Raw genomic sequence first — 26,967 nt, forward strand, 5'->3', positions numbered from 1 at the left:
CTACAAGGGGGTGAGGCTTCCGAAACGCTGGTCCAAGGCGGCTGACTTGCAGTTGACGTTGCGTCACCTGCGAGTCTCGGGCGCATGAGGATAACCGTGCTCGATTCGTTGGCGGCGACCCGGGAGATCCTGGATGCACCCGCCGCCGACCGCCCCGCCCTCATCCGTCGCATGCGATCCCCCATGGACGGCATGTACCCGTTCATTCCCGGAGGCCCGGACCAGCTCGCCATGCACGAAGAAACCTTCGGTTTCCCGGTCGAAGGGGCCGATGAGCAGCTGCGCGCCGGGCTGGGGGAGCTGGAGGAGGCGCGGGTCCGGGAGCGTGTGGAGGCGGGGATCCACCAGGCGGCCCGGGCGCTCACCGCGGCCGATCCCGGCCTGGTTCTCCCCGGGGAGCTGACCGTGCTGGTGACCCTGGGCGACCCGACGGACAACCACTTCATGGAGGAGATCCAAGGGCTGTCGGCATTCGGCGGAATCCCCGGATTCATCGAGCTGACGTTGTGGCCGAACCGCGTGGTGTGCGACCGGATCGAGGCCATCGCCGCCCACGAGTTCCACCACAACGTCCGCTACGGACAAGGCGGTATCGTCTGGGATCCGATGGCGGTTGCCCTCGGCGAGCAGATCGTCGCCGAGGGACTGGCCGATGCCTTCGCCAGGGAACTCCACGGCCGGCGCGGTTACACGCACTTCGCGGTGCCGTGCCCGGGAGACGACGCCGCCGCGGCGAAGGTGATCTCCGGCATGGAGATCACGGGAATGTGGAACTTCACCCCTTGGGTGCTCGGCGACGCCTCCGCCAGGAGATTCGGTGCCGCACCGGTGGGATTGCCGACCGGAGCGGGATACGCAGCGGGGAACCGGATCGTCGACGCATACCTGGAGCGGTGCGGAACCACCGCCGCGGCCTCGGTGCACACGGATTGGAGAGTTGTCGCTGAGGCCGGTGTGGCAGCCTTGGACGTGACGAACCGCTTCGGGGAATGAGGGACATGTGGTGGAGTGGCCGACCGGGGAACTGGCGAGACGCGCCGGCATCTCGCCCCGGACGCTGCGCCACTACGACCAGATCGGCCTCCTGACCCCGACCCGGACCTCCGGATCCGGGCTGCGTTTCTACGACGCCTGGGCCGTAGCGCGACTCCAACGCATCCTGCTGCTCCGCGAAACCGGAATGTCGTTGGCCGGCATCGCCGAACTCCTGGATGGCGAAACGGAGGGCCAGGAGGACGAGGCGCTCGAAGAACAGATCCGGCGGCTGCACCGGGAACGGGACGCCCTGGACCGGAAGATCCGGGCCGTGGAACACCTTCTCGAGGCGCGCCATGAAGGGAGGGCGCCGAAACCGGATGTGCTGCTCGACGGGTTCAACGACCTTTATGAGGAAGAGGTGGTCGCGCACTGGGGTCGCGAGGCCTACCAGGCGGGCCATGACTGGTGGCACGGCAAGACCCTCGCCCAACAGCAGGCGTGGAAGAAGCGCTCGGAACGGCTCGTCGCCGACTGGGTTCGCGCCCAGCGGGCCGGGGCCACGCTGGACTCCCCGGAGGTGCGTCGGCTCGTGGACCGGCACGTGGCCTGGCTCGGTGAGATCCCGGGAACCCCGACGCACACCGGCGACAGGGAACGCTCATCGGCCATGATCCGCGGGCTCGCCCACATGTACGTGCAGGACCCCGCGATGCGGCACGCATTCGGGGGACGGGTCGGAGCCGAGTTCGTCCGCGACGCGCTCCTGCTGCACATCGATGAGGAACAGGAATGAAGACACCCGGGACCGGTATCACGCGTCCCGGCATGAAAGGCTTCGGATATGCGAATCATCATTGGCGCTCCGGGCAACGGAGCCGTGCTGAAGGAAGCGCTCAAGGAGAAACTTGCGGGCGACGAACGGGTGAGTGCCCTGGTGGACCTGTCCACGCCGGACATCACCTACCCGGAGCTTTCCTTCCAGGCGGGCCGGGCTATCGCGGAGGGAAGAGCTGACCGGGGCATCCTCGTGTGCGGCACCGGCATCGGCACTGCCATCGCCGCCAACAAGGTGCCGGGAATACGGGCCGCGACCGCCCACGACCTGCTGACCGTCCGGGGATCGGTGGAGAACTACGACGCCCAGATCCTGTGCATGGGTCAGAACGTCATAGCGGCACCGGCGGCCTGGGCCCTGGTGGACATCTGGCTCGACCTGCGTCACGACCCGGCGAGCAGCTACGGTCCCAGACTCGGTGAGATCTCGGCCTACGAGACCCGCTGCTGACCGATCTCGTAGAGCGCGATGGAGGCCGCCACCGATGCGTTGAGCGACTCCACAGCGGAAGTGATGGGGATCGAGACCAGGGCGTTGCAGTTCTCCCGCACCAGACGCGCCAGGCCCTCACCCTCGGAACCGACCACCACCACGACGGGGCCGTCGAGCCCCGGAATGCCCGACAGCGGGGTGTCGCCCTCACCGGCCAGACCGACGACGGTGAAACCGGCCCCGGAGGCGCGGCGCAGCATCTGGTTCAGGTTCGTGACCCTCGCGACGGGAATGCGTGCCGCCGCTCCCGCGGAGGTCTTCCACGCGGCGGCCGTCATGGAGGCCGACCGGCGGGCCGGGATCACCACCCCCTGCGCGCCGAAGGCGGCCGCCGACCGGATGATCGCGCCCAGGTTGCGGGGATCCGTCACCTGGTCGAGGGCCACGACGAGACCCCGCGACGGAACCTCAAAGGCCGCGTCGAAGATGTCCTCGACATCCGTGTAGTCGAAGGCGGGAAGTTGCAGGGCCACCCCTTGGTGGACGAGACCGCCGGTAACCCGGTCCAGTTCGGCCCGGGTCACCTGCAGCAGCGGAAGCGAGTGTTCGGCAGCGAACTTGAGGATGTCGCGGAGCCGATCGTCGCGCTCCGCACCCTCGGCGACATAGGCCTGCTTCAAGGGCAGCCCGGCGGTGAGGGCCTCCAACACCGGGTTGCGGCCCACCACCCAGTCCGCCCCCACCGGGGCGTTGCCGGTTTTCGCTTTCGGGCGGTTCGCCTGACGTTTCAGCGCCTCCTGCTTGGCCTTGTACGCCTTGTGGTAGACGCGGTCCTCGGCCTTCGGGGTGGGGCCCTTGCCCCGAAGCGAACGGCGGATCCGCCCGCCCGAACCCGCGGTGTTGCCTTTGCCGCGGTTACCGGCCCCGGGGTGTCTCGAGTTGCCTGCCATTTATTTCTTCTCCAGACTCCAGCGGGCCCCTTCCGGGGTGTCGGTGATGCTCAATCCCGCCTCGGTGAGGGTGTCGCGGATGGCATCGGCGCGTCCCCAGTCCTTGGCGGCCCTGGCCTCGGAGCGCTGCTCCAGCAGCGTGGAGACCAACCGGTCCACGACGGGGGTCAGGTCGTCGCCCCCGGTGGCGGTCGCCCACGGGGCGTCGGCGGGGTTGATTCCCAGGATGCTGGTCATTTCGGCGACCGTGGCGTACAGGTCGGCGGCCCCCGGGTCGCCGTCGCTCAGAGCCTTGTTTCCCGCTCGCACGGCCTCGAAGAGCGTGGCCACCGCGGTCGGGGTGGCCAGGTCGTCGTTCATCGCGGCCTCGAACGCCTCCCAGAACGGCCCACCGACCCTGCCCCGCGTCAAACCGCGTTCACCGGCGGAGGCCAGGAAGGAGTCGATGCGTTCGATGCCCTTCTCGGCTTCCGCCAAAGATCCTCGGGTCTGCTCGTCGGCGGGGGAGAACTCGATCTGGCTGCGGTAGTGGGGGGCCAGCAGGAAGAACCGCACCGCGCGCGGATCGAAGGCCTTCGTTACCTCCGAGACCAAGGCGGTGTTTCCCAGCGACTTGCTCATCTTCTCGCCCGCCATCGTCACCCAGGCGTTGTGCATCCACACCCGGGCGAAACCGCGTCCGGCCCCGGCGGACTGGGCCAGTTCGTTCTCGTGGTGCGGGAAACGCAGATCGATGCCGCCGCCGTGGATGTCGAAGGTGTCGCCGAGGTATTTCCCGGACATGGCGGAGCACTCCAGGTGCCAGCCGGGACGTCCCCTGCCCCAGGGCGTGGGCCAGGACGCGGTCTCGGGTTCCTCGGGTTTGCGTCCCTTCCACAGCGCGAAGTCGCGGGGATCGCGTTTGCCGCGCGGATCGGCGTCCTCCGCGGCGGCCATCTCGTCGACCTTCTGGCCCGACAGTTCCCCGTAACGCGGCCAGGATCGCACGTCGAAGTAGACATCTCCGGAACCGTCGTCGGCAACGTAGGCGTGGCCGCGTTCCAGCAGTTCCTCCACCAGCTCGATCATCTCCGGGACGTGACCGGTGGCGCGCGGCTCGTAGGTGGGGGGCAGGCACCCGAGCGCGGCGTAGGCGTCGTGCAGTTCCCGTTCGAAGCGGTAGGCGTGCGCCCACCACTCGATACCTGCCTCCGCGGACTTGGCGAGGATCTTGTCGTCGATGTCGGTGACGTTCGCGACGACTGTGACGTCGAGTCCCTGATGCGTCAGCCAGCGGCGGAGCACGTCGAAGACCACTTCCTTGCGGATGTGCCCGAGATGCGGTGAGGCCTGCACCGTCAATCCACAGTGGTAGATCGACACCTTCCCGGGAACCAGGGGAACGAACTCCTCGACGGCTCGGGTGGCGGTGTTGTACAGGCGCAGATTCACCCTGCGGAGTCTAGTGCCGCCCGGCGCCCGGCGTCAGCGGACGACCCGAAATCACGCGATCCCTGATGGCGGAAAAGTACAGTAACTGGTGTCGGATAGGTACAGTTTGGAACGACGGAAAGGTACACCGGAAGCTTGTGATTTGAGACTTGCCAACTACGTCAGGGAGATCGAATCCTCCGGCTTTCCGGGCACCCGTTCACCCTGCGACCGAGCCGGGCGAGCCCTGTTCGAGTCGTACCTGACGCGAGTTCTTTCCCCGGGATGGTTCCGTAGCGGGTCGCGGATCCTGTGGTCCTGACAACCGGTGAGCATGCCTATCGGCGCCGGGAAAAGGTGGCCGTCGTTTCGTTGGGATTTCGGGGCTCTGAGCCCGTGCCGTGAATCCGACGGCCGGGAGAAAAGAGAAGAGGAACCCTGAAACCATGCGAACTGAAAGAGTGCGGCGTTACTGGGACCGGACCGCGACTCGCTACGACGAGCGGGTGGCTCGGATGGAGGAGCGTTATCTGGTGCCGAGCCGCCGATGGGTGTGCGAACGGGCGGTGGGGGAGGTCCTCGAGGTCGCAGTGGGGAGCGGACTCAACCTGCCGCACTACCCACCGGAGGCGAAGTTGATCGGGGTGGACCTGAGCGAGGGAATGCTGCAGCTGGCGAGAAGACGCGCGGCCACCGCCCGATGTGAAGTCGAATTGCTTCGAACCGACGGGTCGCGGCTGCCGTTCGGGGACGAATCCTTCGACGCAGTGGTGTGCACCTTCTCGCTGTGCGGTTTCCCCGACCCGCGTGCCGGAGTGGAGGAAATGGTAAGGGTACTGAGACCGGGGGGATCGCTGCTGCTCGCGGACCATGTCGGATCCACCAATCCGTTCATCAGACTCGGCCAGTGGGTGTTGCAGGCGATCACCATCCCGGCCGAGGGGGAGCACTGGACCCGGCGTCCCAAGCGGCACGTCAAAGCCCTCGGGCTCCCCATCGTTGAAACCGACAGGCTGCACCACGGCATCGTCGAGAGGCTTCACGCCTCACGTGAAGCACGGTGAACTGCTGGTGCAGCCCGCCGGTAACGGGGATGTTCAGGAATCCCGGGCCGCCTTGGCGCGCAGGGCATCGATGTCGAAACCGAAGGTGACGGGGATGGCCGGGTCGTTGGCCTCGTCCTCCCACGGATCGTAGGGCTTCTCGTACTGGTCGTCCACGAATCCCTGAGACGGATCGTATTTGTTGGCCAGCTCTTGGCCGACGGGCTCCACGTTGCTCATGTGCTCGTCGGGCAGCGTGGCCAGCACATCCGCGATGTAACCGGTGGCGGCCTCCTCGATGGAGACCTCCCGGTTCTCCCGCTGCGACTGGTACCAGCGGTAGTCCAACAGTTCGTGGAAGAACTGCGCCGGCTCGCGTTTGCCCTCCAGATGGGCCGGGATGCGGGTGACGGCGGGTTCGAAGACCTCCGTCAGCCACTTGTGGGCCATCACCGATTCGCTCATGTTCCCGGGCAGCTTCGCCCGGAACGTGTCCATGTCGTTGAGCAGTCTGCGTGCCTGATGCTCCTCCGCGTCCAGCCCGGTCAGGCGCATCAGGCGCCGAGCGTGGTGCCCGGCTTCAACCACTTTCGGTTGCATGCGGATGGTGCGACCGTCGGGGGAGGTCTGCACGTCGATCTCGGCGACATCGAACCCGAGCGCGTTCAGGCGACGCACCCGGCCCTCGAGGCGGTACATCTCGGAGTCGCTGAACTCCTCGACGCCGGTCAGCTCTGCCCACAGGCTCTGATAGCGCTCCTCGATGGTGTCCACCAGCCACTGCGGATCCAAGGAGGGATCCAGCATTCCGCCGGCCTCCAGGTCACAGAACTCGCCGAACAGGTTCGTGCGGGCGATCTCCAGGTCGTGGGTGCGCTGCCCAGCGGTCAGGGAGGGATGCACCTCACCGGTCTCGGCGTCCACCAGGTAGGCGGCGAACTCGCCGGCGTCGCGCCGGAACAGGATGTTCGACAGGGACACGTCTCCCCAGTAGAAACCGGTCAGGTGCAGCCGGGCGAACAACGCCACCATGGCGTCCAACAGCCGGTTGACCGTGTCCAGTTTCACGCCCGAGTAGAACAACGCCCGGTAGGGCAGGGAGAACGGCAGGTGCCGGGTCAGCAGGATCGGGTCCAAGGGGTCGTGATCGTTGGTCTGTCGCCCGAGAACCACCCCTACGGGTTCAACGGACGGCACGCCCAAGCGTCTTAGCTCGGTCAACTGACGGTACTCATGTACCGCCACCTCCTCCAGGATCTCCTTGGCCGCGAGGATCTCGTCACCCACTTGGATGAAACGGACCACGTGCCTGGAGATGCCTCTGGGCAGCGCCACCAAGTGCTGCGTCGGCCACGCCTCCAGTGGCGTGTTCCAAGGCAGCCGGATCAACGCTGCATCTGGCTTGGCAGCTAGGAATCTGGGCACAAACCAACACTACCCGCTCCGGGCGATATTGGGCCCCATTTGAACCCTTTTCTCAATTATCGGGTGTTCTGTTTGCAGCAAAGATATTGCTGATTTGTGTCTGGAACCTTCTATACATATGTCGGTGCAAATCGCCTGAGCAGATCGGTGAAGGCCGCAGACGCCCTGTACCGGATCTCAGGCCTCAGGCGCTGAGTCCCGGTCTCTGCTACCAAACCGAATTCGTGCAGCACGAACCGGCGGATGGGCTCCGGGACGACGCCCTCCCCGAGCTCTCGGGTGACCGCCTTGGCCCGGACCAGGGCAGTGATCGCGTCGATGACGTCTTCGGCCGGGGGTGCTTCCTCGAGCAGCGCCGACAGGTTCATCGGGGGAACCGGAGAACCCAGCGTGCGCGTCCAGTGCAGGGCCGCCGCGGGACGGATGGCGTAGAACAACTTCTTCAGGGATACCTTTCCACCCTCGGCTGCGCCCGACCGGTTCCAGTGAGCGCGGCCGACGTGGAAGTAATGACGCCGGATGGCATCGTGGTCCACCACAGCGCGACACACGTCCAGCAGCTCCTCGGCGAACGCGGGCTGTCCGCGGTAGATCAACGGGGAACGCAACCACTCCATGACGGTTGCGTTGCTGCGCGCCGCGAGCCGGATCGCCTTGATCAGGTCCCAGCCATTGACGTCGAGCACATCGTCCAGGGGAGTCTCGATGACGTCCCGTGGACGCCACGGCGACAGGTAGTCGTCGTGGCGGCGCACGTAGAAAAACCGGCAGTCGTAGTCGGAGTCCGGGGACGGGAACCCCCAGGCGCGGCTACCCGACTCGACCGCCCACAACACCCGGACGCCGTGGTCGCGTTCCACCTCGTCCAGGCGGGCCTGGATCCTTTCGACGGTTGCCGCGTCGAAGCCGTCGGTGAGGGTGCAGATCATGCCGACATGGTAGGGGCGGCTGCGTTGCGGCTCGTCAGTAGGTGGTGATTCCCCGCGCCCGGAACTGGTTCCTGACCCTCTCGATCAATTCCTTCGAGGGAGGTGAGGTGTCGGCCAGTTTGTAGGGCAGCTTCAAGGTTGCCCACTTGTCGCGGCCCATCTGGTGGAAGGGCAGCACCTCCACCCGGGTCACGACGGAGATCTGCTCCACGATCCCGGCCACCGCCTCCACGTTCTCGACGGCGTCGGTGAGGTCCGGAACCAGCACGAACCTGATCCACACCTCCTCGGTGCCGCGCTCCGACAGGCGCCGCGCGAAGTCCAGGGTCGGTTGCAGTTCCCGGCCGGTGGCCTTCCGGTACACCTCGGGAATGCCGGATTTGATGTCCAGCAGCACCAGATCGAGGTCGTCGAGGAGGGCATCGGAGGCGTTGGCGCCCAGGAAACCTGAGGTGTCGATCGCGGTGTGGATGCCGAGTTGTTTCGCCTCGTGAAGCAGCCGGCCCACGAAGGCGGGTTGCATCAGGGGCTCGCCCCCCGAGACCGTGAGGCCGCCTCCCGTGGTGCGGAAGATCCTCCGGTAGCGCTTCAACCGGCCCACCAGGTCGTTGAGCCGCACCGGCTGGCCCTTGGCTGCGAACATGGTGTCGGGGTTGTGGCAGTACAGGCAGCGCAGCGGGCATCCCGAGAGGAACACCGTCATCCGGGTGCCGGGACCGTCGACACCGGTCACCAGCTCCCACGAGTGCATGGACGCCAACTCACCGGAGCGCACCTGCTCCAAGTGGTCGTGGCGTTCAAGATCGTCGGTGATGTCGATGCCCGCCACACCGAAACCACCGGGCCGCAGCCGGGGGGCATCCAACGCCACTGGTTGGGGGCGGTATTCGCCCGTGACCCCGTCGGCTGCGGCCGATGTCGTCGTCTGGGTCACTCAGGAGCCCTGGTGGAAGGTACGGGACAGCACGTCGCGCTGCTGCTCCTTGGTGAGTTTGACGAAGTTCACGGCGTAGCCGGAGACGCGAACCGTCAGGCTCGGGTACTTCTCCGGGTTCTCCATGGCGTCCTCGAGGGTTTCGCGGTTGAGCACGTTGATGTTGGCGTGGAACAGGCCAGGCACGTCACCGCGGACCTCGCGGGCCGCTTTCATGTCGGAAATACGCTCGTCAAAGGTTTTGATTGCCATTTTCTTCTCCTGGATTGGGTTGGTGATTTCAGCAGCAGCAGTCGTTGGGGACGAAACCGGCGTCGAGGATGCCCACGAGGTTGTTGACCTGTTCTTCCTTGGTGCGGCCGAGGCCGGATGGGGTGATGGTGTTGGTCAGGGAGATGCCATCCAGGGCGTCGGAGTAGTCGAGCTTGCCCACCGACAGCATCGAGGCGAGCATACCGTGATTGTCCACGCCGTTCTCGGGGTTGGCGCCCGGAGCGAACGGGGTTCCGGCCTTGTGACCCGAGGGGAACGAGCCCGTCGCCTTGCCGTAGACCACGTTGGAGGTGATCGTCAGCACCGACTGGGTCGGTACGGCGTCGCGGTACAGCGGGATCTCCTTGATCTTGCTCATCACCGTGTGGACGATGGCGGCGGCGATCTCGTCGGCCCGGTCGTCGTCGTTGCCGTAGGTGGGGAAATCGCCCTCGGTGATGTAGTCGACTACGAGTCCCGTCTCGTCACGCACCGGGGTCACCTTGGCGTACTTGATGGCCGACAGCGAATCCGCGACGATCGACAGGCCCGCGATGCCGCAACCCAGGGTGCGCACGATGTCGGAGTCGTGCAGCGCCATCTCAATCGACTCGTAGGCGTAGCGGTCGTGGCAGTAGTGGATGATGTTGAGGGCTTCCACGTAGGTGGCGGCCACCCAGTCGAGCATTTTCTCGTAGCGCATCCACACGTCGTCGAAGTCGAGAGGACCATCGCCCACGACCCCCTCGTGGTCGGGGACGATCAGCTTGCCGCTCATCTCGTCGCGGCCACCGTTGATGGCGTAAAGCAGGGTCTTGGCGGCGTTCATGCGGGCACCGAAGAACTGCATCTGCTTGCCCACCCGCATCGGGGACACGCAGCATGCGATGGCGGCGTCATCGCCCCAGTGGGAGCGGATCTGTTCATCTGCCTCGTACTGCACCGACGAGGTCTCGATCGAGATCGCGGCGCAGAACTCCTTGTATCCCTCGGGCAGCTTCGGGTCCCAGAATATCGTGATGTTCGGCTCCGGGGCGGGCCCCAGGTTGCGCAATGTCTGCAGCAGGCGGAACGAGGTCTTGGTCACCAGCGAACGGCCGTCCTCACCGATGCCCGCGTCCGACCAGGTGGCCCAGTAGGGGTCGCCGGAGAAGATCTGGTCGTACTCGATGGTGCGCAGGAAACGCACGATCCGCAGCTTGATCACCAGGGCGTCGATGATCTCCTGGGCATCTTCCTCGGTGATCAGGCCCGCGTCGAGGTCGCGTTGGAAGTAGCAGTCGAAGAACGCCGACAGCCGCCCGATGCTCATGGCGGCGCCGTCCTGCGACTTCACGGAGGCCAGGTAGCCGAAGTAGGTCCACTGCACGGCTTCCTTGGCGTTGCGCGCGGGACCGGAGATGTCGAAGCCGTAACTGGCGGCCATGGCCTTGAGCTTCTTCAACGCCTTGATCTGTTCGGCGTGTTCCTCACGGAACCGTGCCCAGTGCTCCGAGAACGGGGCATCGTCCACGGCGGCCTTGTCGGCCTGCTTGAACTCGATCAGCCTGTCCACCCCGTACAGCGCGACCCTGCGGTAGTCGCCGATGATGCGGCCGCGACCGTAGGCGTCGGGAAGGCCGGTGATCACGTGCGCGGAACGGGCGGCGCGGATGCGGGGGGTGTAGATGTCGAAGACCGCCTCGTTGTGGGTTTTGCGGTACTTCGTGAAGATGTCCTTGATGTCCTGGTTGGGTTCCTTGCCGGCCTCTCGGATTGCGGTCTCCACCATGCGCCAGCCACCGTTGGGCATCATTGCCCGTTTCAGCGGGGTGTCGGTCTGCAGGCCGACGACCACGTCGTCGTCCTCGCTGATGTGGCCGGGGGCGAAGGCATCGATGTCCGCGGGGGTTTCGGTGTCCACGTCGTAGACACGCCGGGCTCGCTCGACCGACAGGTATTCCTTCTCCAGGGTCTCCCATATCCGCAGCGTCTTGGTCGTCGGACCGGCCAGGAACGAGGCGTCCCCGGCGTAAGGGGTGTAGTTGCGCTGGATGAAATCCCGGATGTCGATCGTCTCCCGCCAAGGCCCGGGAGCGAAACTCTCCCAGGGATCGACGGGGGAAGTGTTTTCAGGAACGGCTTCCGTGAGGAGAGTCATGGGCGTCTTTCCTTAAAAAGTCGGGCCATCGGACGCAACCGGACCGTCGTGGAGCAGCGGGCGAGGCCGTGAAAGTATCGACGAGTTTTTCGTGCGACGATGAGCGTTTTGTGTACCGATTACCCGGCCAGTCTAACCATGTCTGTTTCCAAGTCCTAAAGATACGAGCCGGGCCGAGGGATCCGAGGATGGGGAGCGGGGGAGTCAGCCAGCCGATTCCCCCCGGCCCTGTGCCCTGTCCAGGGCCTCGGTGATGGCCGCAGCCAGGTCCTCGGCCGCCTCCAGACCGACGCTGAGACGCAGCAGGCCATCGCCGATCCCGGCGACCGCGCGGGCCTCTGGGCTCATACCGGCGTGGGTCATTGTCGCAGGATGGCAGATCAGCGACTCCACCCCGCCCAGCGACTCCGCCAGATGGAAGACCTGCAGCCCCTGCAGGAAACGTTCGGCGGCGGGACGGCCACCCGCCAGGTCGATGCTCAGCAGCGATCCGAAACCGGACTGCTGCCTGGCGGCCAGTTCGTGTCCCGGGTGGGTTTCCAGCCCGGGCCAGTGCAGGGCGGCGACGGCGGGGTGTCCCTGCGCGGCGTCGACGACCGCCTCGGTGTTGATCGCGTGCATCCGGATGCGCGCATCCAGGGTCCGCAACCCCCGCAGCGTCAGGTAGGAGTCGAAGGCGCCGGCGGTCAGGCCGAGGACGTTGGCCAACCAGCCCACGTGCTCCGCGGTCTCGGGGTCGCGGGTGACCACGGCCCCCCCGACCACGTCGGAGTGCCCGTTGATGAACTTGGTGGTTGAGTGCAGCACATAGTCCGCGCCGAGGTCGATGGGGCGCTGCAGCAGCGGCGAGCAGAAGGTGTTGTCCGCGACCAGCTGCGCACCGGCGGCGTGGGTGGCCTCGGCGACGGCCCTCAGGTCGGTGATCCGCAGCAGCGGGTTCGACGGGGTTTCCGCCAGCACCATCGAGGCGCCGTCGAGGGAGGCCTTGAAGACCTCGGGGTCGTTGAAGTCCACGAAACGCGCCTCCAGGCGGCCCCGGGTGGCGTGATGGTTCAGCAGCCGCCAGGTCCCGCCGTAGCAGTCGTGCTGGCAGACCACCACGCCGCCGACCGGGACCAGCTCCTCGACGAGCAGCGTCACGGCCGCCAGGCCCGTGGCCACCACGGTGGCTGCTGCGCCTCCCTCAAGGGTCGCCAGGGCGTCCGACAGGAGGTCGCGGGTGGGGTTGCCGGCGCGGGAGTAGTCGTAGCCGCTGGATTCCCCGGGGGCCGCGAAGACGTAGTTCGTCGAGAGATGGATGGGGGGCACCACCGCCTTGTGGGAGGTGTCCGTTCCGAGTCCGGAGCGCATCGCGCGGGTCCAGGTGCCGAGTTCCGCCATGGGGTCTCCTGTGCAGGGGCGTCAGATCCGGCCCCAAGCTACCGCACTCCGGTCGTGCTCCGGGCTTCCATCTCATCGGGTTCGTCCCGGTTCCACCCGGGTGGCTCTCGGCCGGTTCCTGACCCGGGGAATGAAAAACGAGGTCCTGCGCCCCGGGGCGCAGGACCTCGTTTGCCTCATGTGCTTCAGGAAATGCGTTCCTGGGTGGCGTTGCTGAACACGTGCACGCTCTCCGGATCGGCGGCGAGACGCACCACATCACCCTTGGCGGGTGCCTGGCGGGCACCGACCCGGGCGACGATCTGCTGGGCGCCGACGAGCTCGTCCTCGCTCAGCCCCGCGAGGGTGCCGTACAGGTAGGAGTCCGCGCCGAGTTCCTCCACGACGGCGATGTCCAGGCCGATGCCCTGCCCATCGGTGGCGATCCTGAAGGATTCGGGACGGATACCCAGAGTCAGGGTGGCCTCGCCCCCGGCCTTCGCGAGGATCTCGCGGGCCACGGGGACCACGTAGTCGCCGATCTGGACGCCGCCATCGACCACGGCGCCCTCCATGAGGTTCATGGCGGGGGAACCGATGAAGCCCGCGACGAACAGGTTCTTCGGGGTGTCGTACAGGGCCAGCGGGGAATCGACCTGCTGCAGGACGCCGTCCTTCATCACCGCGACCCGGTCTCCCATCGTCATGGCCTCCACCTGGTCGTGGGTGACGTAGACGGTGGTGACGCCGAGACGCCGCTGCAACGCGGCGATCTGGGTGCGGGTGGACACGCGGAGCTTCGCGTCGAGGTTCGACAGCGGCTCATCCATCAGGAACACCTGCGGCTGGCGCACGATGGCGCGGCCCATGGCGACGCGCTGCCGCTGACCACCGGAGAGGGCCTTCGGTTTGCGGGACAGGAAGTCCTCGAGGCCCAGCAGGTGGGCGGCCTCCTTGACCCGCTTCTCCCGCTCCGCTTTGGGGACGTTCTGCATCTTCAACGCGAACCCCATGTTGTCGGCGACGGTCATGTGCGGGTAGAGGGCGTAGTTCTGGAAGACCATCGCGATGTCGCGATCCTTCGGCGGCAGGTCGGTGACGTCGCGGTCACCGATGAAGATCGAGCCGGAGTTGACCTCCTCGAGGCCTGCGAGCATGCGAAGCGAAGTGGACTTGCCGCAGCCGGAGGGGCCGACGAGGACCATGAACTCGCCATCGGCGATTTCCAGGTCGAGCTTGTCGACTGCGGCGCGATCCGAGCCGGGGTAGATACGCGAGGCTTCACGGTAGCTGACAGTGGCCATGCCACATTTCCTTTCCACGGGCAGGTACGTGCCCGACGATCCGTAGTGGTGGAAGTGACTCTTCCTAGCTGGACAGACTAACAGCCTCCCGGTGCTCCGGACAGGCGCCCCTCAACCAAGAATAAAACCCTTTTGACAAGGGTTTTCGGGGAAAGAAATGGTCAGCCATCCAACGCTTGGCACCACACCCGGCCACTCCTCCCGAGGTCATCGGTGGGTCAGGATCGCCGCTGGTGGAGGGACGCCCAGCGGGCGTAGCGCCCGGGTGTGGTGTCTCTTCGGATGAGTGGGTGGACCGGGATCGTCTCGGAGGCGTGTGCTCGTTGATTGGTTTGATCGGGGTTGCGTGACACCTGTCGGGGGTGGGTCGACCCCGGAAACGCGATTGGATATGCTTTCCCCGCCTGATGGGCGTCATCGCGGAAAACAGGGACATGATCGATCAATTTTTGAGCGTCTTGAGAACACTCGTCGAGACGGAGAACCCGGTGCTGGTTCTGCTCGGAGTGGTAATCACAGTTTTCGTGGTCGTATGGGTCCTGTTGATGCTCATCAATGCGGCCATAATCGGGATGCGTAGACTTCGCGCCGAAGCGGACGTAGGTGTGCGGATCCCTATGGGTTTCCGGGTCAAACCCGCCAAGATCAACCGCGAAACCGGTGCGTTCATTCTGGTGTATCCGCGATGGCAGAAGGCGAACAAGGACGGAACGAGGAACTACAGGTACCGCGACAATGCCGTGGTCAAGGGGTTCTCGGTGCTGGAGCTCGGGCGGTGGCGATTCGCATCCCGATCCGTACTCCAATTCTACGAGTTCGTCGTCAGACTCCGTTCGATGGGCCATGTGATTGCTCCATCGCGTGAGGAGATGGAAAAGCTGAACCAGGTCAGCGCCCGGGCCCGGCTGAGATGGACCGGAAACACCAGTGGTGGCCTCTATCACCGGTTCGCCGAAGCGCCGAGCCAGTTCGAGACCTTCTGTGCAGAGCTGTACCGGGAGCTCGGGTACCAGGTGGAGGTCACTCCCCCGGTTGCGGACGGTGGATTCGACTTGGACATGTTCCGCAGCGGTGAAAGGACATTGGTTGAGTGCAAATGCTTCAAACCGGATAATCCGGTTGGCCGCCCAGTTCTTCAGAAGCTTTTCGGCGCCAATGCGACCGAAAATGCAAATCGCCTCATCGCGGTGACCACGTCCACCTTCTCAAGGGGAGCGATCGCCTACGCCAAGGAGGTCGGCATTGAGCTGGTCGAGGGTCGGGATCTGGTGGCGATGTGCAGCCGGGTCTGGGGGGCGCATTCGCCCACTCAGGAACCGATGATGGAAGACGCGCAGCTGTCGCTGGAGGACCATCTGCTGAACATGCCCATCGACATCCGGGACCGTTACGCGTCTCTTGGCTGAGCGTTACCGACGATTCGGATGCGTTGCCACGGGCGACTGGGGCAAGAGGACCCCGGAACCGCGGCCGAGTCACCTTCCGAGCGGCAGACCCGGGCAGGGCGGACGCTTTCGCGGCAAGGAGGTCCGCTGCTGGGGTGGGGCGTCATTGGGGAGGCTCGCGTACCATCGGGCGGGTGAGCGAGGAACCCGGAACCACCGAAGAGATCCCCGAAGCCGAGAGCGAGGAGCAGGCCGCCGAGGAATGGTGGCAGGCCGACGGCATGCCCTGGAAACACAAGCCGGGGCGCGCGGACATCGCGTGCATGGTGTGGATCAGTATCTACAGCGTCTACGGCCTGGCAACGCTCCCCCTGCGCGGGTTGCTGTTCGGTTCAGCCACGGAAGTATTGGCCATGATCACGGGCGGGAGGGTCTCCGTCGCCGCCAGCGGGGCGCTCGCCGGGGTCGGGCGGCTGCCTCACTGGCCGGTGGTGCTGCTTGTGGCGGCCCTGGCCAGCATCAAACTCGACTGGATCTACTGGTGGGCGGGAAAGCTGTGGGGCCACGGGATGATCGAGATCTGGGCGGGCAGCAGCAAACGCGCGGCGCGCAACTACGCCCGGGCCGTGCGCTGGGCCGAGAAACTCGGCCCCTGGGGTTTCGTCATCGCCTACCTGCCGATCCCGCTGCCCATCATGCCGGTCGTCTTCGTGCTGTCCGGGGCGACGGGGCTCAGCCTGAAACGTTTCCTCCTCTACGACTTCCTGGCCGGAGGGTTCTGGCTGGGTCTGTACTTCTGGTTCGGCTGGCAGATCGGGGAGCCGGTGGTCGGTCTGCTCGACGCCTACGCCCGCATCGCGACCTACGTCGCGATCGGCCTGCTGGTGGTGGTGCTCGGCTCCGCGATCCTGAAACCCAAGAAATCCGTCAGGAGGCGGTGAGGACGGCCACCAGGAAGTCGCTGCCCGGACGCCAGGGACGCAGATCCCAGGTGGAGAAGGCCAGCTCCGGGTTCAGGCCCGCGGTTTGCGCGTCCTCGAGGAAATCGGTGAACTCGTAGCCGCGGCCCGCGCCGAATCCGGCCACCACGCGGCCCTCGGGGGCCAGGTGATCCCTGAGACGGCGCAGGGTCTCGACGCGGGTCGAGGGGGCCAGGAAACCCATCACGTTCCCGGCGGACAGGATGATGTCGAAGTTCGCCTCGATGCCGCGGGCGGGCAGGTCCAGTTCCGCCAGGTCATCGACCAGGAAGGTCGGTCCGGGATGATCCTCCTGAGCGGCGGCGATCAGGACGGGGTCGACGTCCACCCCCACCACGTGATGTCCACGCTCGAAAAGCCAGCCCGCGTGCCTGCCCGGTCCGCAGCCCGCGTCCAGGATGCGGGCCCGGCGGGGCGCCATGGCATCCACCGTGCGGGCCTCGCCGTAGAGGTCGTGCCCGGCCGCCTCCATGATCTTGAAGCGTTCGATGTAGCGGTGGGAGTGGTCGGGGTCCGCGGCGATCATGCGCGCCCACTTGCTCGGCTCGGGAGTCATGGACGCCAATTGTGCTCGGGGTTTCCCTGATTGTCGAAGTCCCTGTTCAGGAGGGGCGTCAATCCTCCGGGTCCTCCGGTTCCGCCCGTGCGGCCCGGGACGCGGTGGTTCTGGGCGGTCTGCGCACCCACCAGTAGCCGCACGCCGACAGCACGGCGAGCGGTCCCCAGAGCAGCAGGGGAAGATAACACCACACCATGATGACCAAGGGCCAACCGCTCATGGTGCCCCAGTCCGGCCGGCGACCGAAGGCGATGGCCGAGACCATGGAGATGTTGAAGATCCAGGTGACTGCCAGCCCCCCGAGGATCCCGAGCAGGGTGGGTATGATGCGCGGGATCGTCCGGCCGCGGATGCGCTCGCCCCAGGGGCGCACCAGACCCACGGTGAGGAAGCCGAAGCTGACCTGGACGATACTCAGGGCGTAGACGTAGAGGTAGCCGTCAACGGCGTTCGAACCCAGTTCGCGGGCTCGGAGTTCCGAGGCGCCCGGGAGCCATCCCATGATCATCGCAATCCGCCACAGGGCGGAGGGCAACGTGCACAGGAACGCGCCCCACGTGAGCAGGACCAGCCAACCGGGGCGTTTGGGAACGGCATCCTCAGAAGTCATGCTCCAGTGTATCGCGCAGCTAAACCCCGAAACGTCCAGTCAGAGCCCCCGGAGGGAGTCGAACCCTCGACCACTCGCTTACAAGGCGAGCGCTCTGGCCGCTGAGCTACGGAGGCAGGTGGGCACAATTGTGCCCGGATGAAACGAAGTGGCCAAGTCGGGGTAGCGAGACGGGTTCAGACGCCCGTCGCGGCCACGAACAGCTGTCCCTCACCCCGCGCCACGACCGCCTCCTCGGCAGCCACGAAAACGGCGTGCCCGGGTTTCAGCACCACCGGATCGCCGTCACCGGTCAGTTCGAACGATCCCGAGGCGACCAGGCAGATCCTGCCCGAATCCCCGCGTGGGACCTGGAGGGTGTCCCCGTCGGTGGGTTGCAGCAGCCACAGCTCGAACTCCTCGAAACCTGTCGGGTAGATGTAGGTGCCGTCCGATCCGCTCGGGAGCAGCACATCGTCCGGGCCCGGGGTGAAGTCGACGACGTGCAGGAGAGCGTCGACGTCGATGTGTTTGCCGGTCAGGCCGCCTCGCAGCACGTTGTCGGAGTTCGCCATCACCTCAATGCATGTGCCGCGCAGGTAGCTGTGCATCACGCCGGGGGGCAGGGCCAGGGCCTGGCCGGGCTCGAGGGAGAAACGGTTCAGCAGCAAAGCCGCGAGGATACCGGGGTCGGAGGGGAAGTACTCGTCGATTTCCACGGCCGTGCGGGCGAAGACACCGAGCTCACCGGGGGCGTCGAGATGGTTCACGGCGGCGCCCAGCACCTCGTCGACGAGGTGGCGGCGGTCGTCGAGGCTGAGCACGTCCAGGAAGACCTCCTGGAGGGCAGGGGAGCCGGTGCGGTCACGCAGGGGACCGATCACGGAGGCCAAGGCGTCTCCGACCTCCAGGGCCTCGAACAGCTGAGCCGTGAGCAGCGGGTCGCGGAAACCCACGAGGGCCTCAAACGGGGTCAGGGCGACGATGGTCTCGGGCTTGGGCCAGTCGTCCTTGAAGGAACGTTCGGGGGCGCCCAGGGGAATCCCCATCAGCGATTCGCGGGCGTGGCCATCGCGGGCCTGCTGCCGGGTGGGATGGGCCTGGAGGCTAAGGGGGGATGCGGCCGACAGGACCTTCACCAGGAACGGCAACCGGCGTCCGAAAGTCATCACGGAGGCCCTGCCGAGCCGGTTGGGATCCTGTGCCAAATACTCCGACAGGGTTGAACCGTCCGGGGTGGGGGAGTCACCGAGCGGATGGGCGCCGAACCACTGCTCCGCCCAGGGCTGGTCGTCCGCGGGCCGGCCGAGAAGGGTGGGGATGGCGTCCTTGGTGCCCCAGGGGTAGCTCTGGCGCACCCCGATCAGTTCCAGCATCGTTTCCTCCAGATGAACATGTCCATACCAGTGAACCCGGATCAGCGGGTTACTCCAAGTCTCTTGCAGAATCAACCGGGACGCAGGTGTTTCGAGGAAACCCGGGTGTCAGCCACCCGGCCGAACCGTCCCGAATGACATGAATGTGATTCACGCCGGAAATCGTCGCGTAGCATGGGGTCATGACCGAGGCCGCCCTGGAGAACCCGCTCGCCGACCGCGACGCCGCAATGCTCGACTTCGAGGAACGCTGGTTCACCCTGGAGGTTCCGAAGGAGCAGGCCATCATGGAGCGTTTCGGCTGCTCCACCACCCGCTACTACCAGCGGCTCAACACGCTCATAGACGACCCGGCGGCCCTCGGCTACAAACCGCTGCTGGTCAAGCGGCTGCGTCGCCAGCGCGCACAGCGCCAGGCCGCCCGCTCCGCCCGAAGGCTCCGGGGCTGAGATGAGAACCGTCACCGGTGACCTGATCACGCTGGTGGTGCTGCCCTGACCACCTCCGGCAGGTGCCAGGTCACAGTTCCTTGGTGAACACCACCGGTGCCGGGCGTCCCGGAGCGGCGTGCGCGTAGGGTTCTTCGCTGACGACGTACCCCAGACGTAGGTAATAGTCGCAGACCTCGAGATTGGAGGCGCTGACGGCCAGCAGCACCCGGGGAAGGTCCCGGGCCCGTGCCTTGGTCTCGACCGCTTCCACCAGGGCGGTGCCGATGCCCCGGTTCTCGAACTCCGGCCGCACCGCCAGGCCGCGCAGCACAAGGTCCGTGTCCGAGACGACATGCATGACGCAGCCGACAATCCGGCCGTCGGCCTCGGCGACGAAACCCCCACCGGAGGCCAGCTTGGCCTCGAGGGATTCCACGGTGTTGAGCCACCAACTCGACTCACGGCTCATCGGGGTGGAGAACATGACCTCCAGGATCGCGGGACAGTCGGATTTCACGGCGGGACGGATTCTCGCTGATGTCTTCATCCTTCTGGATCCCGGTCCTTTCCCAACAGCGTCCTGAGAAGCCTAGCGCAGCGTCCCCGGGGTGGTGGCTGTCCGATGCCTGCCCGGCTCGGGCCCGAGGCAGGCGGCCGTCGCCGGGCGCCTGGGGCGTCGGTAACGGGGTCCGCGCCGGACCGGTCATGTCCAAGAAATTTACGTCTGTTCTTTGCACTCTCCTTGGTGGAGTGCTAAAACTGTAGTTGGCACTCGGGACCTCCGAGTGCTACTGGTAGGGTTGGTGAGGCCAAGGGCCGTCCGTCGCGGGCACTGTTCCTGCCGAACAAGACAACAGGATTCCGGGGCCCCGCCCCGGCTGGACGGGAGGATTCCCGAAACACCATGGCAAAGCTCATCGAATTCAACGAAGAGGCTCGCCGCGGCCTCGAGCGGGGCATGAACACCCTCGCAGACGCGGTCAAGGTCACCCTCGGCCCCAAGGGCCGCAATGTCGTGCTCGAGAAGAAGTGGGGCGCCCCCACCATCACCAATGACGGCGTCTCCATTGCCAAGGAGATCGAGCTGGACGATCCCTACGAGAAGATCGGCGCAGAGCTGGTCAAGGAAGTCGCCAAGAAGACCGATGACGTCGCCGGCGACGGTACCACCACCGCCACCGTAGTGGCCCAGGCAATGGTCCGCGAGGGTCTGCGCAACGTCACCGCCGGCGCCAACCCGATGGCCCTGAAGAAGGGCATAGAGGCCGCCGTCGCCGCCATCGCCGAGGAGCTGTCCGGGCTGGCCATCGACGTCGAGACCAAGGAGCAGATCGCCGCCACCGCGTCGATCTCCGCCGCCGATCCCAGCGTCGGCGAGATCATCGCCGAGGCCATGGACAAGGTCGGCAAGGAGGGCGTGATCACCGTCGAGGAGTCCAACACCTTCGGGCTGGAACTCGAACTGACCGAGGGCATGCGCTTCGACAAGGGCTACATCTCCCCGTACTTCGTCACCGACGCGGAGCGGATGGAGGCCACCCTCGACGATCCATACGTCCTGATCGTCAACTCCAAGATCTCCTCCCTGAAGGACCTCCTTCCCGTGCTGGAGAAGGTCATGCAGTCCGGGAAGTCGCTGCTGGTGGTGGCCGAGGACGTCGAGGGCGAGGCCCTGGCCGGCCTGATCGTCAACAAGCTGCGCGGCACCTTCAAGTCCATCGCCGTCAAGGCCCCGGGCTTCGGCGACCGCCGCAAGGCCATGCTGGGCGACATCGCCATCCTGACTGGCGGCCAGGTGATCGCCGAGGAGGTCGGCCTGTCGCTCGAGACCGTCACCCTCGACCTGCTGGGCAGGGCCCGCCAGGTCATCGTCACCAAGGACGAGTGCACCATCGTCGACGGCAATGGCGCGCAGGCTCAGATCGAGGGCCGCGTCGCCCAGATCCGCCGCGAGATCGAGAACTCCGACTCCGACTACGACCGCGAGAAGCTGCAGGAGCGCCTCGCGAAGCTGGCCGGCGGCGTGGCCGTCATCAAGGTCGGCGCCGCCACCGAGGTGGAGTTGAAGGAGCGCAAGCACCGCATCGAGGACGCCGTCCGTAACGCCAAGGCCGCGGTTGAGGAGGGCATCGTGCCCGGCGGCGGTGTCGCACTGCTGCAGGCCTCCAAGGCCGCCAAGGTGGAGGGCCTGGACGACGACGAGATGGTCGGCGCGAACATCGTGTTCGCCGCCGCGCAGGCCCCGCTGCGTCAGATCGCCATGAACGCCGGCCTCGAGGGCGGTGTCATCGCGGAGAAGGTCGCCGGTCTGCCGAAGGGCCACGGCCTCGACGCCGCGACCGGCGAGTACGTCGACATGGTGGCCGCCGGGATCATCGATCCGGCCAAGGTCACTCGCTCGGCGCTGCAGAACGCCGCATCCATCGCGGCCCTGTTCCTGACCACCGAGGCCGTCATCGCGGACAAGCCCGAGAAGGCTCCCGCTGCTGCCGGTGCCCCGGGCATGGACGAGATGGGTGGCATGGGCGGTTTCTGATCGCCTGCTCGAAACCCACGAGGGTGGGGTCTCCTTCGGGAGGCCCCACCCTTTGTCGTGTCCCGGTGTTCCCGCCCACATCCTCGATGTGTTTTCCCGGCGGAATGGTTTGCCGGAATGACGAATCCTGGTTTGCGTCGCGTAATCGGTCGTGTCCCTGCTCTGCCGCAAGGTGAGGATCAAGAGGATGCTGTTTCGGTAGCAGAGGAAGCGATGGCGGTCCGCGTTTCAGCATGGCCGGATGCGCTCTCTGTGACCGCGGCTACCAGGTCATCAATCATGGTTGCCAGATCGTCAATGCTCGTCTGGTCGGCGCGGGCGGGAAACATCCACCGAATATCACTCCGCTTAGTGGTGACGCCGATGACTGGACACACGTGGTCCGTGTTGTCGGTCCTCGGGTGCACGCCCTCCACATCATCAAGTGGGTACGTGGCGCCCAGCTCGCCGCAGTGGAGGAGCTCCCTCGGATTCGCGGTGATGATCCGGCGGTCGGTCACCGCGACGAAGGTACTGGAGGTGGCCTTTGGGGTCAGCGCCTGCATCTTGCCGGGTTTGAGTGCATCCCAGGCCGCGTCGAGCAGCTTGCTGAGTGCAGCGGCTGGCAGTTTCCCCGGAAAGTTGTTTGCGCTGACCTCGTACGGAAATGCAATGCCGTGGAGCTGTTCGCCATCCTCCAGGAACCACCGAAGCACACGTAGATAGGGATCAAGATCAAGGTCATCGGGTGCGCACGCCATCTCCGAGACTGCCGGCATGGCGACGGCGGGGTGGAGCAACTCGGCCAGTGGTTCGATGGCCTCGAGGAGCTGAGCGCACGTCAGTTTCGCGGCCTTGGCGTCCCGACGTTTCTTGGTGAGCGGCATGGTGGCCCTTCCTGGGAGCTCGGCGATGATCCGCAGCTCGCGAACGAGTGATTCGGTGAGCTGGCCGATCTCTTCACGGGAATCTTTTATCTCAGGCGGCGTGTCACGGGTGATTATCTCGAAGAGCTTGGCTTCATTCTCGTCGGTTTCGCTTCGTTTTCTGGCTCGTGCGGCCATCAGTGCTTGGTAGGTCGCGTGCGTCTTGAGTGAGGTCAACAAGGCGTACGTTTCAAAGACGATTGCCTCGGCGTTGGATTCGAGATATTGCCTTCTGGCGTGCCCGTCGGATTTTCTGATTTCCTGGATGTGGCCGGTGACGTTCTTCCGGTAGAGCCTCGTCTGTTTGCGGGTCGGTTGTCCCATGGGTGCGATTGACTCCCACAGCGTGTCAGTGAGGGTGCCGATTTCACGAACTTTTTGGGACGCATCATCGATCGAGTCCGCCAAGCCCTCGAGCTCGGACCACTGCTCGTTGCGGATCGCCTTGAGGGTCTGTGTGGTGAGCGCAATGTTGGTTCGGACGAGACTCGATATTTCGCCCAGCTGCATCTGTAGCGCAATCATTGCGACGGCTGGGCCTATGGCGGCTAAGGCCGTGGCGGCGGTCACGGAGACTGGAATGAAGCGGGCCTGAGCGATGACCTTGCCGTTCTTGAGGATGGCTCCGAGCTTGGCGCCGTCCTTGGCGGCAAGCTCGCCTCCGCTCCTCAGGAGCGAGAACGTTGCTTCGTTGAGACGGAAAAGCCCCTGCGCGCTGGTGGCGGTTTCTGCGATGTTGCCGGCAATCGTGCCAGCATTCCCGATGGAACCAAGTGCCCTGGAGAGCTGGGTTCGGTCATGCTCCGGAATCAGGCCGAGGTCGAGGAGTTCGACGCCTTCCGGGATCTCACCGAACAAGACCACGACATCGTCGGCCACTTCCATGAGGATCGTTGACTCTGAAATCTTCAACTCGCTCGAAGCGGGCGAATCTCCTTCAGTGTTCACTGCATCAGCACTGCCGCCACCAGCGGCGGCTGAATCAGGTTCGTCACTCATCCTTGTTCTCCTTCCCGGCGTCGAGTGACTCGCACCCAATGCCGGAGTTGTCACAAGTATCGCAGGTGCCACGACTCAATGACGCCACCGAGGTCGGGTCTCGGGAAGGGTTCGTGAACACCCGGAGATTTCCTGTCTGACCTTGATCGAGTGGATCCCGGGTCCTGCCAGGAGCCGCCGGTTCGGGGCGTGACCGTGTGGTTCTGTGAGCCGGCTGGGCGGGGAGTACGTGGTTTACCCCGCGTGGACCGGATGCGGGAGGACTCGGCAGACTAGGGGTATGGGTCTGCTTGAGGTGATCGCGCTGCATGCGGCCGATGCGCAGCGCGCCGAGGAGGGCGGGGCCGATCGCGTTGAGCTGCTCGGCACCATGGACGAGGACGGGCTCTCCCCGGAACCCGCGATGGTTGCGAAGGTGCGCCGCGCGACCTCCATCCAGATCCGGCCCATGGTGCGGTTGCGGGCCGGGTTCCGCACCGACGGGGGCGAACTCGTCCGGCTCCGGGGATTGATCGCCTCCTACCTGGACGAGGGCGCCGACGGGGTGGTGCTGGGGTTCCTGAACGGCCACGCGGGCATCGACCTCGAGGTGTGCAACGCGCTCGTCGCCGACGGCGACTTCGCCTGGACCTTCCACCGGGCCGTCGACAACTGTCTGGACTTCGACGACGCATGGGAGGACCTGGCCACCCTGCCGCGTCTCGACCAGGTGCTCACCGCAGGTTCGGCCCGCGGGGTCGAGCACGGACTCGACGAACTCCTGGAGCGGGCCCGCTCCAACCCGGGGATCGCGCGGGTGATCATGGCCGGGGGAGGGCTGCGACCCGAACACGTCCCGTGGCTGATCCGCGCCGGGGTGCGGGCCTTCCACATTGGCAGCCCCGCCCGTCCCGGAGGCAGCTACAAGGCCTATGTCGACCCCGACCTGGTGCGCACCTGGCGGGAGCTGATCGACGAACAGACCGCCGCCGTCAGGAGGTCGCGGTGAACCCCCGTCCCCTCAAACTGCGGCGCGGCGCCCGGGTGCTGCTGTTGGCGGGCGAGGAAGTGCTGCTGCTGAACGACTCCGACCCCGGCATCCCCGGGTCTTCATGGTGGGTGACGCCGGGCGGCGGCATCGACGCCGGGGAGAACCCTGCGGAGGCGGCCTGCCGGGAAGCGGGGGAGGAAACCGGGCTGCAGCTGACCCCCCTCGACCTGGTCGGTCCGGTTGCCCGGGGCAGGGCCTGTCACGGCTACTCCGATCGCATCCGGGTGCAGGACGATCTTTTCTTCCTCGCACGGGTGCGACGTTTCGAGCCGAGCAGCATGGGTTGGACAGACTCCGAGAAGAAACGCGTGAAAGGTTTTCGCTGGTGGCGGCTCGACTCCCTGCCGGCAGAGGTCTGGCCGCCGTGGGTGGCCGAAATCGCCATGGCCGATCCCGCTCATCCCTTGGCGCTGGCGGACCGGGAGGAGTCGACGGTGCCGCTGAGCCCCGCCGAGTGGGAGCGGGTCAGCGCTGCGCTGGGCTGAAGGCCGTGGCCAGGCAGGCGATCCCGAGCGCAAGACCGATCCACCTGCCCAGCCCGTCCAGCACGTACTGTGCCCGCGCGATCAGGGCCAGGGTCAACATGGCCCCGATGATCAGGGACGCGATCCCGATTTGGCGACCTGACTTGTTGGTCCGGAACAGCAACCCGCCCCCTACCAGCAGCAGTATCGGCAGGGCCAAGGGCAGGAACACCCCCAGAATGGAGGCGACGCCGGCGACGCACATGATGCCCCGCTGGGCCTGGGTCATGGGGACGGGATTGGTCCCGTACTGCGGATACGGGGCCATCTGCATCGGCTGATAGGGGTTTTGCGGCAGATTCAGACGGGAGGTCGGGTTGGGCGGAACGGGCAACGACGGTTGCGGCCCGCCGACCGTCGCGACATTGAAGGGCTGCCGCGGATCTCGGGAACCGTAACCCGCGGCATAGGCCATCATCAGCGCGGAGGACACGTCGAAGGGCGCCGCGGGGTCGCGGCGGAGCTTCTCCTCCTTCCCGAGATCCTCCAGCGCCACCGCCTGGGGCATCGGCGCGAAACCGGACGGGGGTGCCACGGCTCCCGGGGTCAGTTGCGGGGCGGGCTCTGCGGCGGGCAGCGGTGCTACATCGGGGACCGCGAAACCGTCCGGCCGCTCGATTGGGGCGTAAGCGGCCCCGTCAGTCCAGGAAGCCATGGGCACCAGAGTAGCGGGAAGCCGGGACACGTCCCTCCGGGTTGCTTCCCGCGGGAGCCGCGCATCGGGGTTGATTGATTGAAGTAGAAGGACCTGCTGAGCATGCCGTGCAGTTTTCCCCGGCGTAATGTTCATTTTGAGTTCAATATGAACATTTTTGGTTGCGTGGTAAAGGAGCCTGCGATGGAGGTAGTCATCTGTTCCGACGAGCAGCAGGTCGGTCAGGTCGCTGCGAATCGAGTTCTCCGGTGGGTCGAGGGACTCACGACCCCCGTGCTGGGGCTCGCCACGGGCAGCTCCCCGCTGGCCCTCTACAACGAACTGGCCCGCAGGGTGGAGGAGGGGGAGATCGACTTCTCGTGCGGCATCGGTTTCGCCTTGGACGAGTACGTGGGTATCGACCCGGAGAACCCGCTCAGTTACCGGCAGACCATCCTGCGCACGGTGGTCGAGCCGCTGCGCATGGACCCCACCCGGGTGCGTGTACCGAATGGTTCCGCCTCCGACCTGGCCGCCGCCGCCCTCGAGTACGACCGGGCCATCGCGGCTGCGGGAGGCGTGGACGTGCAGGTGCTGGGCATCGGCAGCAACGGTCACATCGGTTTCAACGAGCCCACCTCTTCGTTCGCCTCCCGCACCCGCGTCAAGACCCTGACCGAGCAGACCCGCGCCGACAACGCCCGGTTCTTCGGCGAGGGTGAACGGGTCCCCACGCACTGCGTGACCCAGGGGCTGGGGACCATCATGGAGGCCAGGCACGTCGTCATGGTGGTCACGGGGCGGCACAAGGCCCGGGCGGTGACCGCCATGATCGAGGGTCCCGTGGCGGCGGTGTGTCCGGCCTCGATCCTCCAGTTCCACCCGAGCGTCCTCGTGGTTGTCGACGAGGCCGCCGCCACTGGGCTGAACCACGCCGACTACTTCCGTCACGTCGTCGACATTCTGATCTGACCAGGGGCGATGAGCGCAGGTTCTCCCGGGTTTTCCCCGGCTCCGGGGCGAGATAG

Annotated in this window: 26 protein-coding genes and 1 tRNA gene; 11 read left to right on the plus strand and 16 right to left on the minus strand. The window is 66.0% G+C overall.

What is annotated here, in order from left to right:
• Nucleotides 1–84: 84 nt before the first annotated feature.
• The 3 genes from EL272_RS03300 to EL272_RS03310 are packed head-to-tail and all read left to right on the plus strand — an operon-like array spanning nt 85 to nt 2,263.
• Nucleotides 85–993, plus strand: coding sequence for a DUF2268 domain-containing putative Zn-dependent protease (locus tag EL272_RS03300; protein ID WP_061787889.1), 909 nt, complete (start codon nt 85–87; stop codon nt 991–993).
• A 10-nt stretch (nt 994–1,003) separates the two neighbouring features.
• On the plus strand, nt 1,004–1,771 hold the full coding sequence (locus tag EL272_RS03305; protein ID WP_061787910.1) for a MerR family transcriptional regulator: 768 nt from the start codon (nt 1,004–1,006) through the stop codon (nt 1,769–1,771).
• Between the two features lie 48 nt (nt 1,772–1,819).
• Nucleotides 1,820–2,263 carry an RpiB/LacA/LacB family sugar-phosphate isomerase gene (locus EL272_RS03310; protein ID WP_014845799.1) on the plus strand — a complete coding sequence of 148 codons (444 nt, stop codon included), beginning with the start codon at nt 1,820–1,822 and terminating at the stop codon, nt 2,261–2,263.
• Here the strand turns inward: EL272_RS03310 and rlmB are convergent.
• Nucleotides 2,245–3,195 (minus strand): 23S rRNA (guanosine(2251)-2'-O)-methyltransferase RlmB, encoded by a 951-nt coding sequence (gene rlmB / locus EL272_RS03315; RefSeq protein WP_061787888.1) that lies wholly within the window; start codon nt 3,193–3,195, stop codon nt 2,245–2,247. The two genes, EL272_RS03310 and rlmB, sit on opposite strands and share 19 nt — an antisense overlap.
• Complete coding sequence (cysS, locus tag EL272_RS03320; RefSeq protein WP_061787887.1) at nt 3,196–4,626, minus strand: cysteine--tRNA ligase; 1,431 nt, start codon at nt 4,624–4,626, stop codon at nt 3,196–3,198.
• Nucleotides 4,627–5,051: 425 nt separating this feature from the next.
• Between cysS and EL272_RS03325 the strand changes: the two genes are divergently transcribed.
• Nucleotides 5,052–5,669: a class I SAM-dependent methyltransferase gene (locus EL272_RS03325; protein ID WP_061787886.1), complete on the plus strand. Its 618-nt coding sequence runs from the start codon at nt 5,052–5,054 to the stop codon at nt 5,667–5,669.
• A 33-nt stretch (nt 5,670–5,702) separates the two neighbouring features.
• On the opposite strand, the gene EL272_RS03330 is transcribed toward EL272_RS03325, so the two are convergent.
• From EL272_RS03330 to EL272_RS03360, 7 genes are all read right to left on the minus strand, one after another.
• Nucleotides 5,703–7,073, minus strand: coding sequence for a DUF4032 domain-containing protein (locus EL272_RS03330; protein WP_061787885.1), 1,371 nt, complete (start codon nt 7,071–7,073; stop codon nt 5,703–5,705).
• 110 nt (nt 7,074–7,183) lie between these two features.
• A complete protein-coding gene (locus EL272_RS03335) occupies nt 7,184–8,002 on the minus strand; it encodes a nucleotidyltransferase domain-containing protein (protein WP_014845812.1) in 819 nt (272 codons plus the stop codon).
• 34 nt (nt 8,003–8,036) lie between these two features.
• A complete protein-coding gene (gene pflA, locus EL272_RS03340; protein ID WP_014845813.1) occupies nt 8,037–8,936 on the minus strand; it encodes a pyruvate formate-lyase-activating protein in 900 nt (299 codons plus the stop codon).
• Nucleotides 8,937–9,188: an autonomous glycyl radical cofactor GrcA2 gene (grcA2, locus tag EL272_RS03345; RefSeq protein WP_041696198.1), complete on the minus strand. Its 252-nt coding sequence runs from the start codon at nt 9,186–9,188 to the stop codon at nt 8,937–8,939.
• Nucleotides 9,189–9,216: 28 nt separating this feature from the next.
• A complete protein-coding gene (locus EL272_RS03350; protein WP_061787884.1) occupies nt 9,217–11,328 on the minus strand; it encodes a pyruvate formate lyase family protein in 2,112 nt (703 codons plus the stop codon).
• Between the two features lie 204 nt (nt 11,329–11,532).
• A complete protein-coding gene (locus EL272_RS03355) occupies nt 11,533–12,708 on the minus strand; it encodes a trans-sulfuration enzyme family protein (protein WP_061787883.1) in 1,176 nt (391 codons plus the stop codon).
• 185 nt (nt 12,709–12,893) lie between these two features.
• The gene (locus tag EL272_RS03360) at nt 12,894–13,991 is read right to left on the minus strand and encodes an ABC transporter ATP-binding protein (RefSeq protein ID WP_014845815.1); all 1,098 of its coding nucleotides are present in this window, start codon (nt 13,989–13,991) and stop codon (nt 12,894–12,896) included.
• A 407-nt stretch (nt 13,992–14,398) separates the two neighbouring features.
• Between EL272_RS03360 and EL272_RS03365 the strand changes: the two genes are divergently transcribed.
• Both EL272_RS03365 and EL272_RS03370 read left to right on the plus strand, forming a co-directional pair.
• The gene (locus EL272_RS03365) at nt 14,399–15,397 is read left to right on the plus strand and encodes a restriction endonuclease (protein ID WP_014845816.1); all 999 of its coding nucleotides are present in this window, start codon (nt 14,399–14,401) and stop codon (nt 15,395–15,397) included.
• Between the two features lie 173 nt (nt 15,398–15,570).
• Nucleotides 15,571–16,317: a DedA family protein gene (locus EL272_RS03370; RefSeq protein WP_061787882.1), complete on the plus strand. Its 747-nt coding sequence runs from the start codon at nt 15,571–15,573 to the stop codon at nt 16,315–16,317.
• Here EL272_RS03370 and EL272_RS03375 read toward each other — a convergent pair.
• The 4 genes from EL272_RS03375 to manA form a co-directional block, all read right to left on the minus strand.
• Nucleotides 16,304–16,912 (minus strand): class I SAM-dependent methyltransferase, encoded by a 609-nt coding sequence (locus tag EL272_RS03375; protein ID WP_061787881.1) that lies wholly within the window; start codon nt 16,910–16,912, stop codon nt 16,304–16,306. The two genes, EL272_RS03370 and EL272_RS03375, sit on opposite strands and share 14 nt — an antisense overlap.
• 58 nt (nt 16,913–16,970) lie before the next feature.
• A complete protein-coding gene (locus EL272_RS03380; protein WP_014845819.1) occupies nt 16,971–17,525 on the minus strand; it encodes a hypothetical protein in 555 nt (184 codons plus the stop codon).
• Nucleotides 17,526–17,568: 43 nt separating this feature from the next.
• Nucleotides 17,569–17,641 (minus strand) — tRNA-Thr (locus EL272_RS03385).
• 60 nt (nt 17,642–17,701) lie between these two features.
• Nucleotides 17,702–18,880, minus strand: coding sequence for a mannose-6-phosphate isomerase, class I (gene manA / locus EL272_RS03390; protein WP_061787880.1), 1,179 nt, complete (start codon nt 18,878–18,880; stop codon nt 17,702–17,704).
• Between the two features lie 182 nt (nt 18,881–19,062).
• On the opposite strand from manA, the gene EL272_RS03395 reads away from it, so the two are divergent.
• Complete coding sequence (locus tag EL272_RS03395) at nt 19,063–19,329, plus strand: DUF3263 domain-containing protein (protein WP_014845821.1); 267 nt, start codon at nt 19,063–19,065, stop codon at nt 19,327–19,329.
• A 70-nt stretch (nt 19,330–19,399) separates the two neighbouring features.
• On the opposite strand, the gene EL272_RS03400 is transcribed toward EL272_RS03395, so the two are convergent.
• The gene (locus tag EL272_RS03400) at nt 19,400–19,858 is read right to left on the minus strand and encodes a GNAT family N-acetyltransferase (RefSeq protein ID WP_014845822.1); all 459 of its coding nucleotides are present in this window, start codon (nt 19,856–19,858) and stop codon (nt 19,400–19,402) included.
• A gap of 357 nt (nt 19,859–20,215) precedes the next feature.
• Between EL272_RS03400 and groL the strand changes: the two genes are divergently transcribed.
• Nucleotides 20,216–21,847 (plus strand): chaperonin GroEL, encoded by a 1,632-nt coding sequence (gene groL, locus EL272_RS03405; protein ID WP_014845823.1) that lies wholly within the window; start codon nt 20,216–20,218, stop codon nt 21,845–21,847.
• A gap of 179 nt (nt 21,848–22,026) precedes the next feature.
• On the opposite strand, the gene EL272_RS03410 is transcribed toward groL, so the two are convergent.
• Entirely contained in the window at nt 22,027–23,751 is a 1,725-nt protein-coding gene (locus EL272_RS03410) for a hypothetical protein (protein WP_061787879.1), read from the minus strand.
• Nucleotides 23,752–24,031: 280 nt separating this feature from the next.
• Between EL272_RS03410 and EL272_RS03415 the strand changes: the two genes are divergently transcribed.
• Nucleotides 24,032–24,739: a copper homeostasis protein CutC gene (locus EL272_RS03415; RefSeq protein ID WP_014845826.1), complete on the plus strand. Its 708-nt coding sequence runs from the start codon at nt 24,032–24,034 to the stop codon at nt 24,737–24,739.
• Nucleotides 24,736–25,266 carry an NUDIX hydrolase gene (locus tag EL272_RS03420; protein ID WP_014845827.1) on the plus strand — a complete coding sequence of 177 codons (531 nt, stop codon included), beginning with the start codon at nt 24,736–24,738 and terminating at the stop codon, nt 25,264–25,266. Before EL272_RS03415 ends, EL272_RS03420 begins: the two co-directional genes overlap by 4 nt.
• Here EL272_RS03420 and EL272_RS03425 read toward each other — a convergent pair.
• Nucleotides 25,247–25,960, minus strand: a complete 714-nt coding sequence (locus EL272_RS03425) for a hypothetical protein (RefSeq protein ID WP_041696205.1) — start codon at nt 25,958–25,960, stop codon at nt 25,247–25,249. The genes EL272_RS03420 and EL272_RS03425 overlap by 20 nt on opposite strands.
• Nucleotides 25,961–26,143: 183 nt before the next feature.
• Between EL272_RS03425 and nagB the strand changes: the two genes are divergently transcribed.
• On the plus strand, nt 26,144–26,911 hold the full coding sequence (gene nagB / locus EL272_RS03430; protein WP_014845829.1) for a glucosamine-6-phosphate deaminase: 768 nt from the start codon (nt 26,144–26,146) through the stop codon (nt 26,909–26,911).
• Nucleotides 26,912–26,967: the final 56 nt, after the last annotated feature.

This window comes from Arachnia propionica (genome assembly GCF_900637725.1).
Lineage (GTDB): Bacteria > Actinomycetota > Actinomycetes > Propionibacteriales > Propionibacteriaceae > Arachnia > Arachnia propionica.

Coding starts and splice junctions, on each gene's coding strand:
- EL272_RS03300 (WP_061787889.1), top strand. CDS start 85: ATGAGGATAACCGTGCTCGATTCGTTGGCGGCGACCCGGGAGATCCTG.
- EL272_RS03310 (WP_014845799.1), top strand. CDS start 1,820: ATGCGAATCATCATTGGCGCTCCGGGCAACGGAGCCGTGCTGAAGGAA.
- rlmB (WP_061787888.1), bottom strand. CDS start 3,195: ATGGCAGGCAACTCGAGACACCCCGGGGCCGGTAACCGCGGCAAAGGC.
- EL272_RS03325 (WP_061787886.1), top strand. CDS start 5,052: ATGCGAACTGAAAGAGTGCGGCGTTACTGGGACCGGACCGCGACTCGC.
- EL272_RS03335 (WP_014845812.1), bottom strand. CDS start 8,002: ATGATCTGCACCCTCACCGACGGCTTCGACGCGGCAACCGTCGAAAGG.
- grcA2 (WP_041696198.1), bottom strand. CDS start 9,188: ATGGCAATCAAAACCTTTGACGAGCGTATTTCCGACATGAAAGCGGCC.
- EL272_RS03350 (WP_061787884.1), bottom strand. CDS start 11,328: ATGACTCTCCTCACGGAAGCCGTTCCTGAAAACACTTCCCCCGTCGAT.
- EL272_RS03355 (WP_061787883.1), bottom strand. CDS start 12,708: ATGGCGGAACTCGGCACCTGGACCCGCGCGATGCGCTCCGGACTCGGA.
- EL272_RS03360 (WP_014845815.1), bottom strand. CDS start 13,991: ATGGCCACTGTCAGCTACCGTGAAGCCTCGCGTATCTACCCCGGCTCG.
- EL272_RS03365 (WP_014845816.1), top strand. CDS start 14,399: ATGGGCGTCATCGCGGAAAACAGGGACATGATCGATCAATTTTTGAGC.
- EL272_RS03375 (WP_061787881.1), bottom strand. CDS start 16,912: ATGACTCCCGAGCCGAGCAAGTGGGCGCGCATGATCGCCGCGGACCCC.
- EL272_RS03380 (WP_014845819.1), bottom strand. CDS start 17,525: ATGACTTCTGAGGATGCCGTTCCCAAACGCCCCGGTTGGCTGGTCCTG.
- manA (WP_061787880.1), bottom strand. CDS start 18,880: ATGCTGGAACTGATCGGGGTGCGCCAGAGCTACCCCTGGGGCACCAAG.
- EL272_RS03395 (WP_014845821.1), top strand. CDS start 19,063: ATGACCGAGGCCGCCCTGGAGAACCCGCTCGCCGACCGCGACGCCGCA.
- EL272_RS03400 (WP_014845822.1), bottom strand. CDS start 19,858: ATGAAGACATCAGCGAGAATCCGTCCCGCCGTGAAATCCGACTGTCCC.
- groL (WP_014845823.1), top strand. CDS start 20,216: ATGGCAAAGCTCATCGAATTCAACGAAGAGGCTCGCCGCGGCCTCGAG.
- EL272_RS03410 (WP_061787879.1), bottom strand. CDS start 23,751: ATGAGTGACGAACCTGATTCAGCCGCCGCTGGTGGCGGCAGTGCTGAT.
- EL272_RS03415 (WP_014845826.1), top strand. CDS start 24,032: ATGGGTCTGCTTGAGGTGATCGCGCTGCATGCGGCCGATGCGCAGCGC.
- EL272_RS03425 (WP_041696205.1), bottom strand. CDS start 25,960: ATGGCTTCCTGGACTGACGGGGCCGCTTACGCCCCAATCGAGCGGCCG.
- nagB (WP_014845829.1), top strand. CDS start 26,144: ATGGAGGTAGTCATCTGTTCCGACGAGCAGCAGGTCGGTCAGGTCGCT.